This is a genomic window from Bacteroides sp. 41_26 (genome assembly GCF_949740115.1).
Taxonomy (GTDB): Bacteria; Bacteroidota; Bacteroidia; order Bacteroidales; family Bacteroidaceae; genus Bacteroides; species Bacteroides nordii.
Genome location: NZ_CATJGZ010000038.1, coordinates 1 through 17673 on the forward strand (window position 1 = coordinate 1; position 17673 = coordinate 17673).

14 protein-coding genes and 1 pseudogene are annotated in these 17673 nt (G+C 36.5%); 7 read left to right on the forward strand and 8 right to left on the reverse strand.

Going from position 1 to position 17673, the window contains the following annotated elements:
* Nucleotides 1-224: 224 nt before the first annotated feature.
* The 7 genes and pseudogenes from QX565_RS00980 to QX565_RS01010 form a co-directional block, all read right to left on the reverse strand.
* Nucleotides 225-485, reverse strand: coding sequence for a hypothetical protein (locus QX565_RS00980; protein WP_289290728.1), 261 nt, complete (start codon nt 483-485; stop codon nt 225-227).
* 815 nt (nt 486-1300) lie between these two features.
* Nucleotides 1301-1603 (reverse strand): annotated as a pseudogene (locus tag QX565_RS20575) (DDE transposase); the annotation flags it as partial.
* 260 nt (nt 1604-1863) lie between these two features.
* Nucleotides 1864-2298 carry a DUF5958 family protein gene (locus QX565_RS00990; protein ID WP_289290732.1) on the reverse strand — a complete coding sequence of 145 codons (435 nt, stop codon included), beginning with the start codon at nt 2296-2298 and terminating at the stop codon, nt 1864-1866.
* A gap of 61 nt (nt 2299-2359) precedes the next feature.
* Nucleotides 2360-2896, reverse strand: a complete 537-nt coding sequence (locus tag QX565_RS00995; RefSeq protein WP_289290734.1) for a hypothetical protein — start codon at nt 2894-2896, stop codon at nt 2360-2362.
* Between the two features lie 27 nt (nt 2897-2923).
* Nucleotides 2924-6091 carry a DUF6443 domain-containing protein gene (locus tag QX565_RS01000; RefSeq protein ID WP_289290736.1) on the reverse strand — a complete coding sequence of 1056 codons (3168 nt, stop codon included), beginning with the start codon at nt 6089-6091 and terminating at the stop codon, nt 2924-2926.
* A 98-nt stretch (nt 6092-6189) separates the two neighbouring features.
* Entirely contained in the window at nt 6190-7374 is a 1185-nt protein-coding gene (locus QX565_RS01005; RefSeq protein WP_289290737.1) for a T9SS type A sorting domain-containing protein, read from the reverse strand.
* Nucleotides 7375-7911: 537 nt separating this feature from the next.
* Entirely contained in the window at nt 7912-10809 is a 2898-nt protein-coding gene (locus QX565_RS01010; protein ID WP_221649168.1) for a glycoside hydrolase family 38 C-terminal domain-containing protein, read from the reverse strand.
* A 752-nt stretch (nt 10810-11561) separates the two neighbouring features.
* Here QX565_RS01010 and QX565_RS01015 point away from each other — a divergent pair.
* The 7 genes from QX565_RS01015 to QX565_RS01045 all read left to right on the forward strand — a co-directional run bounded on the left by QX565_RS01015 (nt 11562) and on the right by QX565_RS01045 (nt 16353).
* Entirely contained in the window at nt 11562-12713 is a 1152-nt protein-coding gene (locus QX565_RS01015) for a DUF4934 domain-containing protein (protein WP_289290740.1), read from the forward strand.
* A 264-nt stretch (nt 12714-12977) separates the two neighbouring features.
* Nucleotides 12978-13484, forward strand: coding sequence for a DUF3836 domain-containing protein (locus QX565_RS01020; protein ID WP_221649170.1), 507 nt, complete (start codon nt 12978-12980; stop codon nt 13482-13484).
* Nucleotides 13485-13521: 37 nt separating this feature from the next.
* Nucleotides 13522-14340, forward strand: coding sequence for a CPBP family intramembrane glutamic endopeptidase (locus QX565_RS01025; RefSeq protein ID WP_289290743.1), 819 nt, complete (start codon nt 13522-13524; stop codon nt 14338-14340).
* Nucleotides 14341-14345: 5 nt separating this feature from the next.
* Nucleotides 14346-14996 carry a DUF2975 domain-containing protein gene (locus QX565_RS01030; RefSeq protein WP_289290745.1) on the forward strand — a complete coding sequence of 217 codons (651 nt, stop codon included), beginning with the start codon at nt 14346-14348 and terminating at the stop codon, nt 14994-14996.
* Between the two features lie 14 nt (nt 14997-15010).
* Nucleotides 15011-15472 carry a DUF2975 domain-containing protein gene (locus QX565_RS01035; protein ID WP_002558175.1) on the forward strand — a complete coding sequence of 154 codons (462 nt, stop codon included), beginning with the start codon at nt 15011-15013 and terminating at the stop codon, nt 15470-15472.
* A 24-nt stretch (nt 15473-15496) separates the two neighbouring features.
* Nucleotides 15497-16117 (forward strand): DUF2975 domain-containing protein, encoded by a 621-nt coding sequence (locus QX565_RS01040; protein ID WP_221649171.1) that lies wholly within the window; start codon nt 15497-15499, stop codon nt 16115-16117.
* 23 nt (nt 16118-16140) lie between these two features.
* Complete coding sequence (locus QX565_RS01045) at nt 16141-16353, forward strand: helix-turn-helix domain-containing protein (RefSeq protein ID WP_002558173.1); 213 nt, start codon at nt 16141-16143, stop codon at nt 16351-16353.
* A gap of 3 nt (nt 16354-16356) precedes the next feature.
* Here the strand turns inward: QX565_RS01045 and QX565_RS01050 are convergent, their stop codons facing one another.
* Nucleotides 16357-17670, reverse strand: a complete 1314-nt coding sequence (locus QX565_RS01050; protein ID WP_289290748.1) for a cytidylate kinase family protein — start codon at nt 17668-17670, stop codon at nt 16357-16359.
* Nucleotides 17671-17673 lie beyond the last annotated feature (3 nt).

Genomic DNA, 17673 nt, shown 5'->3' on the forward strand with positions numbered 1-17673 from the left:
CTGAAGGTGTAAAGTGAAACAGTAAAACAATCAAGAAACTGTGAAGGAAAACAGTAGATATTAACCAAAATGTGTAAAGTGAATACAGGCATAGTCAGAATGTACACTTTTGCATTGTAAGAGTGTACATTTTTGATACATAAGAATGTACATTCTTGTTATAGAGAAGTGTACACTCTTGCAATTCTTTATTATCGTATTCATTTTCTTGAATAAATATTCTCTTAAAGGAAACGTTTCACTACTCTTTCTCTGCATCGATATAGGCGGATCAGTTCTGTAACGGTACATATATAATGCTCTTGTTCGATAGAAAATAGAATACTGTCGAGTAGACACAGGCAGCATAGTAATTCTTGTTTGGGCAGCGCTTCAATGTATCCGGGAGATTCAATACCGGGGTAATACTCTTTAAGAAAGGAGATCTTATCAACCGATTGCTCCAGATCGGTTTTCATAAGACAAGGGCAGGAATAATCGTTCATATATTTGTGTGTTTTAACCGATTGAAAGGCTTCCGTGCATGTATAAAAAGGCGTGGAAGCTATATACTATAATTATCCTATTGAGGCTCTGGTAAGGCCGTTCCCGAATAATAAGCAATAGCTCCACGCCCAGATGATATATAACAAAGTTATATGTACCTTGGACGTGGAGAACCTCACCTATTATCTGCGAGAATAAAATTTACCAGATTTCAATAGCAGATAACAATAAGATTTCTCCGTCGTTTAACAAAAAAACGGTGCACCCATTTCTTGGTTGCATTGCAAAGATAGGAATAATTTGACAATCCGGTAGTTTTCCTTGATAAAAATAATTGTCTGCTTAATTATTCAGGGCTGAATACTAATGAGTTAAAAACTAAATTATTCAATATCTCTATCTTTACGCTTTTGTGTTTCTTGTCTCTTAATTCGTTTCCTGAATTAAAATATATCATATCGGGAATTATAATCAAAATACGGAACTGTACATAAGAAGATAAAATAACACCTTTATTAATAATTCCAAACTCTACTTATTGGGTAAATTTAGGCACTTTTTAATTATAAGGTATTGGATCTTTAATCTCATTTTTAAATCTTAAGATACAAATCTCCTGCATTCCTTCTGAATTATAGTACTGTGATTTTCGGCCATCCCAAATAGGAGCTTCCTTTAATGCATAGTCTACCTCTCTATTTCCATTAGGGATTATCCCATACTCTTCTTCATTTGAAAAAGTGCCATCTTGAAGTTCTATTACTATGGTTGATGTAGTTGTTAAATGATCAATATCTGAAACTGAATATTTATAAAGCTTAACAGGACATGGATCAGTAACTTCTTCATTACCGTTCAAATGTTCGATCAACTGTGAATCGGAAAAGTTGGTATAAGACTTCAGGACCATTAAAGCTATTTTACCTTCGGGAGAAAAATAACTTTTACGACCCAAGGGAGAGGACTTCAAATGCATTTGTCGGGCCAGTTCCGAGAAAGGGAATAGAGACGACCTAATTCACTCGTTGCAAAACTTTGACGATATTTTTTTAAGTATATCGAACTCAGTAAAACCTAAACAAGGTTCGATTTCGGAGATTTTTTGTATCTTTACCATGCGTTTTTATTTTTAATTACCCCCGTTTTGGCCGTCAAACCGTTTTTGGGGGGTATGCTTAAAGATACAAAAAAACAACTAGCTCGCAATGAGTTAGTTGCCTTAAATTTTGTTGTTTTAGGAATATCCCTATTTAAGGTACTAATATTTGATATATTTTATAAAAGTACGAAAAAACCAAGGGTGTTATTATTTATTTTGTAACTTTTTTAAACTGGTTAAATCAGCAAAACAATTTATACAAGTTTTTCCTGTTAGAATTATATTTCATACTGCTTCAGAATTAATTCTATATTTTTTTCATTTGACAAATCTGAATACCACCATTTACTATATTGATTTTTCTCTTTTTCAAGTCTCCTTTGGTAGGCGACTTTAAATAGATTTAGGAAAAGAACTAATGATTTTGATCGTTCAGAATAAGGCAAATCTGCGATTTTTTTTAAGTTATTATATTTAAGACCATTACGTAGTAATAATACACATGGAGTATATTTTGAACGTAATAGGCTATATTTTATAGCAATTTCAATATCACTCTCCTCTGGTTTGGACTGTAATATTAGTTCGATGAGATTTGATAAGTATTCTTTTTGTTGAATATCTGTCAAATTTCCAAAATAAATAGAAATTACGTTTTCATCCACCAAAGATTGCCCATATTGATTTATTAATATTTCTTCTTTGATCTGCATGAGTTATAACTTTTGAGGTACAGCGTAGGTTTGGATCTCTATTTTGGATAGATTCCTGTAGTTAATGTCCTCTAAGTTTAAATTCTCCGCGCTCAAAATGTTCAATCACAGTAGGCGTTGTATAACTGATACCAAAATTATCCGGTCCAAAGTCATATTTTACTAAGAAATGTTTTTTGAAATCCCGATAGATTTTCATAGCCCACTTTACATACTCTTCATCTTTCTTGATAAAATTCCAAGCAGGTCTATCAAAATATTGTTTGGTAAAATAAAAGCGAGATGGAGGGAGTAATTGGTCTTTTGTGATTTTCCTAAAATCAAATTGAATTATAAGTTCTTTATCACAGTTTGCATAGTATGTAAGTTCACCTGCAGAATCTAAATGGCCATTATATTCAAATAGTCCAACCCATTTAGGTAAGGTTAAAAAGACTTGGCCATGGTTTGATATATATTCAGCATTAAGCTTCACTATGATATGATCTAAATCAGAACTATATGCTTTTACACATACAATATCACGTTCTTCTAACCATTGCTGTATACCAGATAATTCTTCTGGTAATACATAAAAATTAATTTGTGATGATAACATGTTATATTTTTTATTATGAATATTATTTTAATTATAAGGAATAAATATAGGCCGTTGCTCCGTTGCCTTTTCAATATCATCAAGGGCTCTCTTTTCTCGCGCAACCGGAGTACCGTTTTTGTTCTGGCGCCCTACTTGTATATCTTTAACCTCACCAGTAGTAGGATTTATACCTCTTACATCCACAGCACGTCTACTTTTCTCTCCACCCGGAGTTTTAATAGTCTGTTCGGTTAAAATCTCTTTAAAACCATCACTAGTCAATTGTTTTATTGCTTCTGCAACTTTATCTTGATGTGCCTGACCTCCTTTTCTTCCAAATGGATTCGGAACAAATTTACCGACTTTTTCTCTGACTTCTGAGGTAACGGTTTTACGAACAATCTTTTCTACTGGCTCTTGTATAAAAACACGGGTAGAAACTGCTTCTATTTTTGCTCCGGGGATAAAATTAGAAAGCACACCTTCATTATAACTATTCCAGGCTGCTTCCATATTACGGGCATTACTTACCCTATTTAAGGTGGGAGCATTCACTGGTTGCGATTCAAATAGCAAGCTAAGAAAAATAGGAATGGCTGGCCAAGGGAACTTGCCATCTGGATCGATATGTCCCAACGGATTATTCAAACAATATGCATATGGACTGATTGAATAATATTTCTCACATAACGGGTCTACAGACATGAAGCGATCCAAAGCCGGGTCATAAAAGCGGGCGTGAGAATCATACAGATTCAATCTCATCAATGTCTCAAATTCTTTCCCTCCAAATCTGTATCTCTGCGGGGTTTCCTCCCATTTGCTATCTTTTATGGGCATTCCAAAAGGAAAATAGTCGTCCATCGCTTTCACCTGGCCGGTTGAATTAGTGGTAGCGCGGTTATTTCCTATATGGTCTTTGATATAAAAATAGTAATTCCCATCTTTGATATATCCATTGTCAATGAGTATTCTATCAAGGAGCATTGTTCCATCGCTTAACATTAATTTATATATGATATTTCCACAATAGAATGTCAGCTCTGATCGATCTGTAGATGTATCCATTGATGCTCCTCCGGCGATTTCGGATGGATTAAATGAATGCCTTAAGGATACAGAACTCAAACTCAATAATTTTTCTCCTGTTGCTAAGTATTGGTATTCGATTGACCCGGATACCAAAGGATTGTCAACCACTATTCGCTGAGGCAGATTGAGATAATTATTTTCAATGGTCGCGCACCTATAAGGGTCTTTGGTAACTGCCCCATTTAGATCATATTCATAAGATTGAAGTTTACCGACTCCTGCCATATCTCTGAAATCATATGAATTGTATTTATTTGATTCATATGAGTTATTATCTATCACTGTCTGTACTTGATTACCCAAATGGGCTATCGACAGCATATCATAAGTTTCAGTTGGGCTTTTTCTGAGTAAGGTTTTAATATTTCCATGCTTATCATACATAAATCGAGTATCCGGTGCTCCAGATTCCCCACCCTTATTTGCATACTCGGTTATTCGTGAAAGGGCATCATACCGTATTGATGCATCCCACTTACTTGAACCACTCCTTAAGGTGTTATAATCACTAATGGATGTAATATTTCCAATTTTATCATATCCAAGTTGTTCTTTATATACGCTATTATCTATATTTGTTTTCCAAGATCGAATATTGTATGAATAATTCGTTTTTAAAGCATTTTGATTGTTTATTTGTGTTGATATTAATTGTCCCAATTCATTATATGTGTTTTGGGATATAATAATTTCACTTCCTTCATTCAGCTTATGTCTTGTTTCTATTAGACGTCCTGCATGATCATAGTCATAGCTGTATATTTCATTAGTTTGATCTGAAGTAATGAATGAGTATTCATGTAACTTTTTCACGGGTTGTCCTTGGAAATTATAAGCAATATACTCATTGTCGAATCCAAGTTCATAGAATCTGCACTTTTTGGTTTGGACAATTCGGCCATGGTTATCATAATATAAAGCGGAATATTCATCAAACTCATTTTCATAACTCGGAATTGCTGTGTTTACATAAGTACCAGTAAGTAGTCCTTTCGCGGAATAACTATCAATATTATATTGTTTACCATATCCTTGGCGTTCCTCGTATTCAAGCATAGTACGCCTTTCCTGCTTCATGTCCAGAAGAAAGTCATAATTATCGTAATAATTTATGGTAAGTACTCTTGCATCTTCAGGGCTAAAGTTTGAAAAGGAGTAACCGGAGTTACCTTCATAAGTTCCGACAACCAGCTTGTCCTTATAATTATCATTTGATATGTTTGTGTTATGGCAGATACCGGTTTGTACAATACGTCCGAATTCATCAGGAACAGAGTATAGCCATTCACTGTTTTTACGTTGTTCTCCATTCTGGGTGAAGATTAATCGGTCGGCTTTATCATACACATAGTAAATCCATTCACATCCGGGTAGACGTTTTTTTACACATCGGTTTCGCTCGTCATACTTATAAATATATGCGTATTGTCTTATTTCCAGGCTGTTGTCTGTTGTTGACTTATTTTCTTTAAGAATTTTATCCGCCAATATGGGAGGAATGACATAGGATAAATTGCCAAAGTCATCATATACATAATAAGTATCGTATGCTTCGTTGAAATCCATTTGCCGGGTAAGAATTACTTGCCCTTGTTGGTTCTTGAATTCATAAGAAATACTGCCTGCTTCATTTTGTGTTTGAGTCACGTATAATACCCCTGGTTTAAATACTTCTGATTTTGCAAGCGAGGTATTCAAACCACTACCGTTAATTTTAAAATACATGCAAGCCAAATTACCAGTACTTTCATTGGTTAGATAACCTGTTTTAATTGAAGAGTTGCTGTTGTGCCAATTGGCTCCCGGACCATATTGTTCCAAAATTCTGTTTAATGGAGAAGCTTCGTAGATTGTTTTTGAATAGGGTTTGGAGTCATTTATGCTAGAAGCGATTGCTGCTGATTTCACTTCAGGACTTCCTATGAAAGCACCATCTTTTCCTGAAATTACCGCAGGAAGCCAAGTCGCAACATTTCTTCCGCACGCATCATATTCTTGTAGGGTCACCAAGCTATTGTGCTCGGGGGTGATACCGACTTGGACTGTTTGTACAGGACGTCCTAATCCATCGAAATATTGTATACTTTCTATAAATTTAGTTGGATCTGTCTCATCTGTCATCGTTTTGGTTCTTATATAATTTTGATCCTGACTTTGAGACATTGCACAGACGCAGTATACTATATAAGCTATAAATAATATAGAGTGTTTCATGGGAGTTATTTTTTCAAGACAATATTAGACACGGATTCATTTCTGACATCGAACTTAATAATGTATGCACCGGGGAAGAGAACGGAACAGTCTATTGCTTCCTTATACAACCCTTTCTCTCTATGTTTTGGAGCGATTACTTTCACAACTCCATATACAGAACTATATAAGGTAATGGCTACTATGGCTTCATCTTCCAATTTGTATTCTATGTTAAGTGGGGTAGATACAGGATTGGGCCAATAGTTATAAGAAAAGTTTTTGCTAATCCAACTTGTATTTGTATCTGTTTTATTGTTATTTAAACTATCCAAAACTGCCAGATTTTCAGGATCATCGTCAAGGTAATAATGGTCTATCGGTGGATAAAAATAGGCGGTTGTAAAAGTTTCGTTTTTGAGGCTATCTACCACTTCGAATGCTTGAACAGTTTCAAAGATAGGGTAACGATAACCTTTGGCATACCAACTATATGTGTTTGCTTCTATCTGCTTGTGGCATTTGACTGGATTTTGCTTTTGTTGCCTGCTAAGTAATATTTTAGCTATGTCACCAGGGCTGGGTTTGTTTTTTTTGATGTTAGAAGTATCATTTATAATTTGTACAGTTTTAATTCGGAGAATATTATTTAGTGTATCACCCGAAGGTAATATCATTTTTCCATAAGCGTCTGATTCAACGCTTATATTTCCATAAGTATTGGTTCTTTTTAATGAAGTATGCAATCCTTCTGATTCAAATTTTTGTTCAATTTTTCGTTTGTAATTAAAGGGAAAAACCATCAATGGAAGTGGAATCTTATGATGCATAAGCGTTACAGGATTTTCATGGCCCAAACAAAACATCGTGTCTCCTTTTATCTGATAATAATACATCGTGGAGTGTTCCTCACCAATGATCAAATGATTTATATCGGAGTCTTTTTTGAGTAGTGTATCTCGTCCCATGATATAAATGCTGTCATTGATAAGTTCCGGAGCACGAAAAGTCAATTTGTATTTAGGGTTGACAGCTTTCAGCATACTGAAATCCCATATTACATTTTCACCGGCTCTTCCCGGATCTTTATATTGCATCTGTTGTTTTATGATTTCGTCTCCATTACGGACGGAATTATTTTCACGGGTTATCTGTCCGGAGATTGATAAACAAAAAGAACCTGATAATAATAGCAGTAGTGTTTTTTTCATAGTGATTGTATTTGACTATAAGTTGATATGTTTAGTTGACTGTGTTTTTAGGTGTATCAGCAAATTTATATATTATTTAGTACTATTCCAAAGATAATGGTTCAATATTTCTTTTTTGTGAAAAATACTTTCTTAAAAAGTGTTTTAGAATCATTCAATCTGTATAATTTACCTATTTATACATTTAATATGTTTTTATATAAGCTTTAAATGTTTGAGATATCTATGAAAATATCAATGAATTTTTTGGTCCTCTAATAAAAATGATTGTTTTTTCTCGATCATATTGTAATGATAGACATGATTTTATTTGAAGTTTCCTTCTGATAAAACAGCTATTGATTTTTTATTTACACTTGAACAGAAAAGAATAAAATTCATCGCAACATAACACAGAGTATTGCGTTTTTTATTCTTGACAATAAACTCTGTGTTGTTGTGAGACCTATCTGTAACTACGTATAAATAAACCTTTTACGGCAACAGATATATGAAGCATATCTGTTACTGTAATTGTATAAAACAATTGATGTTCATTTATAACTCTAATTTCAATGTAACCTGCCCATAAGGTTTCATAACCAGATCTCCGCTAACCTCTTCACTGGCTATCTCTTCCAGATCGCAAAGAGAAACTCGTTTAGGACTTTTCTGAGGGAATGATAATTTCACACTCTCTTCTTTATCCGATAAAGAACGAAGGCGAACAACCATCATCTGATCTTTATCCAAAGACTTGAGGATGGTCGGATAGATTTTTGGATTGTCAATTGCAATCAGTGGTTTCACTTCCGGATCTTTATCTGCCGTTACATAAACCAATGGCTGAGACTGTTCCAATCCAAATCGGTTTGCTTCGACTACATCATATTTGCCGTGGGGCAGAATGCGGTACCGGAATGTAACAGGTCCATCCTGTGTTAATGGGAAATTTGTATGCCAATGATTGTTCATCACCCACGAAAAGATTGTAGAACTGGGTTCCAGCTTAGTGACCCAATTGCCTCTTCCTCCCCATCCCATTGAAATGTTGGCATATCTGTCACCATATTCAAACAGAGGAGCATCCAGAGAACACCAGGTGATGCCATGTGTCTCGTTGGAAACATCCAGCCATCTTTGCAATGCAAGCCAATTCCGGTTTCCCTGTGGCCATTGGTCTTTTTCTACTTCCATAATCCCCCAAGGAATATCGACACGGGTTTTAGAATCGGGGATATTGAAATTGAATCCAAAATGTATACCGTCTTTCTCCGTTAATGGTAACTTATCGACCACATTCGTTATTTCTGCCCAGGGCTGGTCGGCCAATAAACGGATGGAGCGGGATATGCTGCGGCATCCTTTTGCTTGGGATGTTATGCATATCTCGACAGCCAATGGTCCTTTTTCTGTGACAGTAATAGAAGTCACCGTATCTGCCAAAGGGCGATTTTCATTTGCAGGAAGCCAGGCGAAAGTATTGGCTCCCTCATTTTTTACATAATCATAGCCGGATTTCTTATTGATAAAACGGACTATATTACCGGTTGCAGGATCTATCCGAAGCTTTAAAAAGTCATTCTCCAGGTTTGTTCCGTCCGTCTTGCATCCTCCGTCCAAGGTGCAATTACCTTCAACCACCCGATAGTGGCAGGAACTTAGAGCCGGAACCTCTGCCGCAACAAATAATAACTCACCGGTAGATAGCCGTTGGGAAAGAACCTCTTTTCCATCGGGACCTATAACTTTATTTCCTTTCAGGCTTTCTGCTTCTGACAAAGTGATGATGCCGGTATGGGGCCATGTGTGTGTATTAATAACAGCAATGCCACCATTAGAGGGACCTTCTTTGGGGCCTAACGCTCCATTGGATTTATCTGTAATCGGAGCCAGAGACTCGGCCAACATGTCTATTGACCGGTTCTCGGCTTCATGAAAATAAGATTGTTTGACTTTCCATATGGCATCCTGAAAATAAGGCTCAGTAGGATTCTCAAAGCACCAGGTGTGTTCCGATCCTAAAAGAATATATCTCCATCCTTCGTCGAAATCTGTCCGGGGAGCTTTCTTTCCTTCTCCTAACAGTGACCAGATGGTTTCCGCCTGCACTAACCTCTCTTTGGCATTTCGGTTTTTCGATGTTAATCCTGCTGCTGTTCCTATACCATCTGTCCAGTATTCCGTATAATCTCCGGTTACTACAGGCAGTTGTTTACCGTATTTCTCTTCAATCATTGACATGATCTCGTGTCCTCCGCTGATAATGATTTTAGGATAAGCATACTTTTCATTCCAGGCTTTCACAGCGAAGGGTATGTCGGCATCTAACGGGCTATTATCCCACAAAGTCCAGGAAAGAACGGTAAAGTCATAGGGATAATTATTGTTTTCCAATTCAATCAGTTTATTTGTAAAATCTACATTTGCGCTTCCGGTTCTGATTTCCAAAGGAACTTTTTTCGGATCACGTTGTCCGAACCAGGGACGTCCCGTAGTGGCTCCCTTCTGCATACTCCCACTATTGGCATAGCATCCGGGCTGCAAGAATAATACTTTGGACTTTCCATCCGGACCAATCCACCAGAAAGGCTTACCGTCCATACCATGTGTATGTGCGTTTCCGGCACGGTCTGTATTGGGCCATGACATTACATACTTAATGCCTTCTTGTGCCATGACTGGAATAAGCCCCCAGGAAATGCCCGGTATATCGAATTGCTGAAAAACATCAGACGGTTGTCCGCTCAGTTTTTGTATGTTTCGTGTGAATTTGAACACATGAAATAATTCTTCATCAGAACAAATACTTGTATTCAGATTCAGGTAACTGGCATCCACACTTAGCTGTCCTTTTTTTATGGCATTGATAAGGTCTTCTCTTTTTTCCGGATTAGATTGCCACAGGCGTTCCAATGGCCAGCTAACCTCCGGGTTCCATACATATTGTGCTCCTTCCCGGAAATCTTTTGTCTCTTCCGCCAACTTGATACCTTCTATTATGTTGTTCTTATGAAGTTGCTCTATGTTTTTATGGGTATTCGTATAACCTATATCTACATGGGAGTGGTTGTATAAATAAACATTCCAGTGTCGCATAGGGCTTATACTTAGCTTTTTCTTATACTTTTCTCCTGCATAAGTAAGAGTTACAGTTACTTCTGATTTTTTCCCGACAGGAAGTGTTGAAGGTAACAGAAGTTCTATATGCGTGGAGTCTTTCGCGTTCAGTGCAAAACTGTTTTTTTCTTTGCAGCCTTTTGCTACTACGTCAATCAGGCAGTCACCTTGCAACTTCTCGCCTTTCAATTTGATTTCTACAATACGTCCGGGCGTTCCATCTGCCCTGTATCCGTAAACAGGCTGGATGTTATAATCAACAGTGATCAGGCCATCTGCCTGAGCGTAGGATGAAAACACCAAAAAACAAGAATATAAAACTACTTTTTTCCACATAATGTAATAGATTAAGCTTATTCCACTAACAAATAAAGAACTGCCGGATACAAATCATAGGTAAACAACTATTTTATTATTCATCGGGATTATAGCGGGAGAATAGATCATTTTGTCTGTCTTATCAGTTTGACTGGTAAACGGTCGCAATTTATAGAAAATATTCCGGATAGCAAAGGTTGTAAATGGAAATATTTATTTACGGTATGTATATTGTATTTCCGCCAGTAAAATTAATATTTTCCGGTACGGTTATCAATTAAATGATCATATGATTGATGATGATTATTTTATTACAATATGGAAACTGATTATTTCTTCTTCTTTTATTTTTTGTAATGTCTTATGAATTTTCTGCTTGTTGGTCGTAGAGAATCGTCCTGTTGGTCGTAGAGAAACGGGATGTTTCTCTACGAGTTTCATCTTGTTTCTCTACGAATAAAAAATGTAATATTTAATACATTGATAATGAGGCACTTGCGTTTTGATTTATTTGTACGAATATTTTAATGCAAAAAGCGTTCAATTTTTCCTTTCTGTAGTTTCTTTTCTTTTCTGAATAATTACAAAATGGCAAGGTGCGCTCAAAGTCTGGTTAAAATGTATGTGTTTATTCTTGCCTAATTTGTATCTTTTCAATTATATAACAGGTTTGAATACCTATTTGGCAGAGATAGACATGTGTGTGTTTATAACTCCTTTTATCTTTGTAGTAATACTTATATAAATTCTAAAAAATACAATTAATGCCTATGAAGCCAACCATTTTCGTACTGTGTTTTATATTATTTACCTGTTGCAAAAACTCAAATGCGAGAGATCATAATATACCAGATGTAAAAACATTCACTTTTAAAGAAGCTGGGGGAGTATTAGAAGATACTGTTTTCTTTAAATCGAAGAAAATAATACCTCTGGAAACAAATGATCTGGCATTAATTGGGCAAATAGGTCGTATTTGTATGGCAGAAGATACTCTTTTTGTTCTTGATCAGCAATCTAACAGTGTTATTGTTTACGATAAAGACGGGAAGTATATAAATAGAATAAGAAATGTAGGGAAAGGTCCGAAGGAATATATTAATATAGGTGATATCTGTGTGGATAATCTGAATAAAGAACTTGTAGTATTATGTGCGCATCCCTCTAAAGTACAGTTCTATTCCTATCAAGGCAAGTTTCTTAGGGAGGAATCTTTAGGCGAACGGTACTATAGTCATTTAGGTACAGATGGGCGATATATTTATTTTCATGACAACACAAATGTGAATAAAAAGAAAGAAGTAGCTGTTTATGATCGGCAATTGAATCACAAAGCAGACGTATTGGAGCATGGAAAGGTATTTGAAAATAATGAATTGGGCACTGTAACCCTTTTTGGTCATGGGAATTCTATGACAGAAGACTCTTCTATCCATATTGTGAGAGGATTTGATAATACTATATATGAAGCTAAATATGGGAAGGTTTATCCCAAATATCAATTGGATTTCAAAGAATGCACATTGCCTGAAAGCTTATTAGAAAGCAAGATGAAACCTTTTGAATTCCTGGATCTTTGTAGGGAGAAACATTATGTAGTATCTTTAGAAGAAGTGATAGAGAATTCCAGACTTGTATTATTTACGACTAATATTGGCCTTTTTGTATGCGATAAACAAAGTGGGGAGATGACACGGCATCTTTTTCTTTTAGACTCAACAGTGGATGTGGGAAGTAGCAATGTACAGGTAATTGGGAATACGAATAAGATAGTTGTTGCCTGGCCGGTTGCTCGTTTAAAAAATATGATAGATGTATCTTTAGAGCATTCCTCCCAAAATAAGCTCAAAATGGAATTTATAAATAAATTGAATGCCATGGATGGTGAAAATAATCCTATTCTGTTTATCTATGAGCTTTAGTTTGTGCTTCTAAAAATGATAGTATGTAGTTTTTTTGTTGACACTATTGGGAGCATTAAATGTTGATTGGAATTATATAGAGGTAGAAAAGAAGAAATAGATCATACTCAGTAATTGAGTAAATAAGCCGCAAAAAAACTTTTTTTTTATTGTTTATCGATAAATTTTTATCGTTTTTCTTTGGTAGATGAAAAATAATGTTTTCCTTTGCATATCGAAAAACGATAAATAATCATTGAATAACAATTAAAAATACATAGTCTTATGAAAAAGTCATTTATGAGTATCTCGATGCTGGTTGTATCTATCTCAATGTTAGCCTTATTTTTGTGTAGTTCTGCAGTTAGTGCACAGACTTCTTCTAAATTCGTTTATAATAAGAGCGAGAATGCTGAAACGGTATACTCTCTTGATAAAAGCGGAAAGTATCTTACTCCGAAACTGAAATATGAATATAGCAAAGACGCTCAGGGGAAGGGCGGAGTAAAGAAAGCCTATCGTTGGAGCGCGGGAGAACAGAAATGGGTACCTTATTATTTGATCAGCATGTCCGAATCCGGAAATAATTCAATAGTAGAGTATGCTGCATGGGATAGCAAAACGCAAGACTTCTCGCTGAATCCGCAAAAGGCTGTTTATAGCAAAGGACTTGAAAATGAAATTCTGTCATACGTGCTTTATAAATGGAATCAGAACGAAGAAAGTTGGGAAGCAAACCAGTATTTACTGTGCGGGGATTATCTCGCAATGGAGGCCGATAGTCTGAATTAAAACAATTATCTTTGCACCCCTTTAATATAAAAATGAAATGAAAACTGCGATAAAACTGGTTCTTATTTACTTTGCAATTTTACAGATTCTGTCACCTATTTTGATAACAGTTCCCTGTGCTATTTATTTGTTTGCCACTACCGGTGGGATAGACAAAGAGGCGCTGATGCAGATGATAATGATTCCGGCACAGATGACCGGTATCCTGTTAATGCTTTTCTACCTTTGGAAAGCAGGTTATATCAGTAATGAAAAAGTAATCTGGTCTACACTATCCCCTTCTTATCTGGTGCTGAGTGTGGTTAGCCTTCTCTCTTGCTCGTGGCTGGCTTCTACATTGATATCTCACATGAAGTGGTTACCCAATATAATGGAACAGGCTTTCGATATTTTGCAATCCGGTTGGGGAGGAATTGTTGCCATAGCTGTTGTGGGGCCTATCCTTGAAGAGTTGTTATTCCGTGGCGCTATCACCAAGGCTTTGTTGAAACAATATAATCCTGCAAAAGCTATTTTTATTTCGGCTTTGATATTTGGGATATTCCATATTAATCCGGTGCAGGTGGTGCCCGCATTTCTTATCGGCCTTCTTTTAGCATGGGTTTATTACAAAACAGCGAGTCTGATACCTTGTATTCTGATGCACATATTAAATAATAGCATATCGGTTTATATTAATATAAAATATCCTGGTGTGGAGGATATGGATGCTCTTGTTGGTGGTACGGCCAATCTGATAATCACTTGTGTGGCAGCTGTATTGCTGGTAGGGTGTTATTGGTTGATGAAACGAACGACAGTAGCTTATCCCTGGAAAAAAGATAATAACATAGAAATATTGACTGAAAACAATTGATTGTCATGAAAAGGAGATTGAATATACTTTGTTTATTGGTAATGCTGGTATTTTGTTACTCGGTGTTTGAGTCTGCTTACTATTTTAGTAATGCATTTATGGCCGGTTTCCGGGTGGGAATGAATGCAGAGCATGATAAAGAACAATTGAAGCGAACACACGATATGAAATCCATCTCTTTGTTTCCGGATGATTTTGTTGATCTGAAAGATTCAGTGTATAATGAGAAATCGGGAAAATTTGTTCCAGCTATTTATGGCAAATTGATAGTGAGTGTGAATACACCGATTAATCTGTGGTTTAAGTTTACCTCAATGTTGTGCAATTTTATTGGCATTTTCACCATGATCTTCTCTGTGGTCTTCTTCTTTAAATTGATAGTAGCTATTAATAAATCGAATATTTTCAGTTGGAAGAATGTCCGCCGCCTTCGCTGGTTGGGAGCTATTCTCATTCTTAATTTTATTTGCGATGCTCTTCCTGCTTATATTTCGGCTTATGAACTATCGGATGCATTCTCAATACCGGGATATTCTTTGAATTTATCTGGTCTTGTATCCAAGTTGACTTTAACCTTAGGGTTGGTAGCCTTGATTATAGGTGAGATTTTTGCCATCGGATTAAGAATGAAAGAAGAGCAGGATTTAACTATTTAAGAAAGGAAACAAGTATGAAAAGTTTGTTTAGCAAAGATCCGAAACAAGAGTTGGAAGTGGTGATGACATGCTTGATGTTTATCTGTTTCTGCTGCTTGCTGATTAGCTTTATTCAAAATGCGATGTTGTGTTTTGATTTAGGGAAAGATGACACCGACGATTTCTTGTGGATTATGCTTCCTCAAAGTGTTACTCTATTGGCAATGGCTGTATGTAGTATTCTTATCTTCTGCCTGCTTCGTAATGTGAAACGTAAAGAGGTATTTACGAAGGAGAACTCTACTCTGATTGTGGCTATTGGAGGAATTGTCGAACTGAATGGGTTACTGCAAGGCTTTTTCGGAACTTTTGTCTCTGTGAGCAATCTCCGGCAGACTTATCTGATTTATATTTTGCTTGGAGTATTTATTTTATTTATCGGATGTGTATTCAAGATTGGTGTCCGTATGAAAGAGGAGCAGGAACTCACTATTTAATAATTTGTGTCTGAAAGGATATTTATGGGAAAGATGAAAGCTGTAAAAATATTGGGGATATTGGTTTTTGTTATGTTTATGGTAACTGCATTGAAAGATGCTGTGCCAGGTTTTATAGATGGCTGGAATGAAGCAGGTGATTCGAGAGAGTATATTGGTGAGAAAGGTACATATACTACCGATTTCTCTGTGAAGGCAAAGTCGGTTGCTGAAGACTCGTTGTTGAACAAAACTTTTGATAAAAAGGTGCCTTACTCCGTTGCTTGTATACACACCGTTGTGAAAACTCCTTCCTGGTATACGATGTATCAGTGTTGTACTGTACCGTTTATTATTTTATGTATATACGGTATTTATTGTCTGGTCCGGGTTGTTTTTTCTGCTATTCGTGGTGATGTATTTACACGGAAAAATGTAAAGCGTATGCGTTACTTTATTTACTCTGTCATTCTGTTGGGAGTTTGTATGGAGGGCGGAAATTACTTCTTGTATAGCGACTGGACTTCGCAAATACTTTTGGAAGGGTATGAGGTGGAAAGTTACTCCATAAAATATCCATGGATGATGTTCTCTATTCTTGCTTTGTTTATTGAAATTTTTGCAGTAGGAGTGAAATTAAAAGAAGAACAGGAACTTACCATTTGACCTAAACTGAAAAAAGAGAAATTATGGCTATAATAGTAAACCTTGATATAATGATGGCCCGGAGAAAAATATCTCTGGGAGAATTGGCGGAAAAAATAGATATTACACCGGCCAATCTGTCTATATTGAAAACCGGAAAGGCAAAAGCAATCCGGTTCTCAACACTTGAAGCGATTTGTAAAGAGCTGGATTGCCAGCCGGGAGATATTCTGGAATATAGAGAAGGAGAGGAGTAGTTGCTATGAGACTGTTATGGGAGCTTTATCCTTTCTTTCCAGGTATATTTTTGCAGTCTTCTCAATGATTTTGCATGCTTCGTCTATACCCAAAATGCTGGTGTTGAGGCACAAATCGTAATTTTTAGAGTCATTCCACGTACGGCCGGTGTAGGCTTTGTAGTGGTTGGCTCTTGCTTTGTTTATTCGTCTCAGTTTACTTTCTGCCTTGTCTGCAGGCTCTCCGTATTCATTAATAATTCTTTTGAGTTTACTGTCCCAATCTGCATGTAGAAATATATTAAAGCATCGTTCATAATCCTGTAAGACGTAATTAGCGCACCGACCTACTATTACACAAGAATGCTGGCTTGCTACCTTGCGGATTACTTTACTTTGGGCAACAAACAGAGCATCGTCAGAAGAGAGACTTTTCTCAATGGGTACAGTGAAATCCTGCATGATGAATTCGTAGAGTAGTTGGCTTGAAATATTCTGCTCATGTTGTTCTACATATCCTGGCGTGAGATTATTTTCGGTTGCTACCATATTAATCAGTTCCTCATCATAAAATGCAATACCTAAGTCACTGGCTATTTTTCGTCCTATTTCTCGTCCACCACTACCAAACTCACGTGCTATGGTGATGACGAATTGTGTTCTACGAGGAACTTCGACAGTGACAGGAGCTGTCCGGTCACTGAGCATTGTATTCAGGAAAATCAACCGATGATTGAAAAAGCGTGCGAATACCCCGACAAGTAATGCCGCAATAATAGTTCCTTCGCGTACGCCTGCAATCTCTCCGAATAGTATCAGAGATAAGGTACAGGCCAAAATCATCAATGTACAATCAAAGCCTATTTTCACCCAGCCAAACTCTTTTTTCTTCTTTTGTGAGATGGCATGTACGAATGCTTCTCCCGATAGCATAACTACATTGGCTATTACTTCCAGGCTGACTCCCAGCCCGAGAATCATGCAACCCAGGAGTAAAGTAACAATTTTCCAGGGGTAGAATTCCGGCATTACCCAAGCCAGCATCAACATGGAGAGGTCTATGAAAAAACCGAAAAGGATGGAGACGGGGAGTTGTAACCATTGGATCTTCTTAAAATCCTTTTTTAGTAACACAATCTGTCCTGCTATGAGAAGAAGGTTCAAAATAAAAGTCAGTGTCCCCAAAGTGACAGGAAATCCGAGACTGATAGTGTAAGGAAGGCTGGATATAGGGGATGAACCAAGTCCTGCCTTGATAATCAGACTGATTCCTATTGCGTTGATAAATAAACCGGTGATAAATAAAATGTATCTTCTTGTCGTTTCTTTTTTTGACATACT